Genomic DNA, 2,596 nt, shown 5'->3' with positions numbered 1-2,596 from the left:
CAGTTTCCTAAAACTACTAAAAAGATTACAAACACAGTCTACAATCTAAAAGCAACGCAATCTAGATTCTAGACTCAAATATATAAAACTATGCAACTACCAAAATGGAGCATACTGCTGCTATGTATGCTATGCGGACTGGTCAACGCACAAAATAATGACTTTAACATAAAAGTATTCTCAGCACACGAAAAAGAAGCCTTATTAGGCGCAAATGTATTATTTGAAGATTTGCAAAAAGGCGCAATTACCGACACGGAAGGAATTGCACATTTTACAGGAATTCCGAATGGCACACACAAACTCATGATTTCATTTTTGGGTTATAAAACAATAGAAACAACGGTTATGCTGCCAACTTCTAAAGAATTAATTTTCTATATGGAAGAAACCAAAGGCGAACTAAATACCGTTATGATTGAAGCAACTCGTAGTACACGTGATATTCGACGCATTCCAACACGAATTGAAGTAATTGGCGGCGAAGAACTAGGAGAGAAAAACATGATGAATCCTACCAACATTTCCATGGTTTTGCGCGAAAGTACCGGAATTCAAATGCAACAAACCTCGTTAAGTAGTGGGAATCAAAACATTCGTATTCAAGGTTTGGACGGACGTTATACACAATTATTACGTGATGGTTTTCCAATTTACGGCGGATTTTCAAGCGGATTGAGTGTCATGCAAATTCCACCATTAGATCTAAAACAATTTGAAATCATCAAAGGAAGTGCTTCTACATTATACGGTGGTGGCGCCATTGCTGGTTTGGTGAATTTAGTGTCCAAAACACCCAGTTTTGAACCAGAAATGGACATTATGCTTACACAAACACATGCACTTGGAAGTACCGCAAATGTATTTTACAGCAAGCGAAACGAAAAATACGGTGTAAGTTTGTATGCTTCTGGAAACTATCAAAAAGCATATGATCCAGAAGATGATGGATTTAGTAATTTACCAGAAACGACTTCAATTGCGTTCAACCCGAAATTCTATTACTATCCATCTGAAGAAACTACATTTTGGATTGGTTTAAATGGTTCTTTTGACGATCGAATAGGAGGAGACATTCCTACCATAGAAAATAATCAAAGTGGTACTCCAGAATTTACCGAAGAAAATATTTCCAAGCGTATCAGTAGTCAAGCTGTATACACAACACAATTAGATTCTACGCGTGTTTTTACCATGAAAAACAGTTTCTCATTTTTTGATCGTGAGTTAAATGTACCAAACATGCAGTTTAGTGGAAAGCAGTTAAATTCCTTTAGTGAAATTACATTGCAGCACAATTATGAAAAAAACGATTGGACTTTAGGCGCCAATTTATACACCACAAATTTTGATGAAAATGATAACGCGCCATTACAACGCGATCAAAATGATGTCACTTTTGGAGTATTTGCAAACTCAAATTTTGACTTATCCGAAAACTGGATTTTAGAAGCAGGTTTGCGTACCGATGTCGCCAAAGGTTGGGGCGTTTTTGTATTGCCAAGAGTTTCGTTGCTCTATAAAAATGATTCAGGGTTTTCAAGTCGATTCGGTGGTGGATTAGGTTACAAAACACCAGATCTTTTTACGGAAGAAGCCGAATTTATCAACTTTGAAAATGTCTTAAAAATAGATGAAGATATCTTAAAAGCCGAACGTTCATATGGTTTAAACCTTGATTTTAACTACAAAACTAAGATTTTCAATGAAACAATTGGTTTCTCTATCAATCAATTATTTTATGTGACTTCAATCGATAATGGATTGTTATTGAATGTGAATGCAGATAACTTCTTTCAGTATGAAAATGCAGATGGAAACATCATTAGTAAAGGTGCGGAAACAAATATTAAATTCTCGTACAATCATTTCAAATGGTTTGTAAATTATGCTTTGATTGATGCGAAATTGAACTACTTACCAGGAAATCCTCAAAAACCTTTGACCGCAAAACACAATGCGGGAAGTGTCATTATGTACGAAACAAGCAAATGGCGTTTAGGGTTTGAAACGTATTATACAGGCTCACAAGTATTATCAAACGGAACTGATACAACCGATTTCATTACGATGGGATTCTTAGGAATGCGCAATTTTGATTGGGGAGGAATTTACGCGAATTTTGAAAACTTTACCGATCGAAGACAAAGTCGTTTTTCGCCATTAGTAACACCAACAAATACTAATTCTTCGTTTTCGCAAATTTATGCACCAATGGATGGATTTATTTTAAGTGTCGGAATCATTATCAAACCATTTGGAAATCATAGTGAACATCATGATGAGCATTAATCAATAGATTTTTTAGACATGTTAGATCGTTAGATTTTTAGACTTCTTAGATACGCTAAGCGTCACTTCGAATAATTTTTCGCAAGGAAATGAAGAAAATTGCACTTCGGTAAACTCAGTAGAACTATCGAGAAAACTTATATAACCTGTTGTACATTTTGAATTCAAAAGGATAATGAAACGTCAGTTCGAGTAATTTTGAGGCACGAAAAACGCTATTCTCGATACAAATTTCACTCATTTCCAATCGTAAAATTCACTCGAATTGACGAATTTTATCAAAATACTAAAACCGTTATTGTTA

General features: G+C 35.1%; 1 protein-coding gene. It reads left to right on the top strand.

Features of this window, described 5'->3' with window-relative positions; all coding sequences use genetic code 11:
• Nucleotides 1-90: 90 nt before the first annotated feature.
• On the top strand, nucleotides 91-2,292 hold the full coding sequence (locus AB8B65_RS10775) for a TonB-dependent receptor (protein ID WP_405300994.1): 2,202 nt from the start codon (nucleotides 91-93) through the stop codon (nucleotides 2,290-2,292).
• The last annotated feature ends 304 nt before the right edge of the window (nucleotides 2,293-2,596 follow it).

Origin of the sequence: Kordia sp., from assembly GCF_045105435.1 — a bacterium.
Classification (GTDB): Bacteria; Bacteroidota; Bacteroidia; order Flavobacteriales; family Flavobacteriaceae; genus Kordia.
The sequence above is the reverse complement of the archived record's forward strand: the minus strand, read 5'-3'. Positions and strand labels throughout refer to the sequence as shown.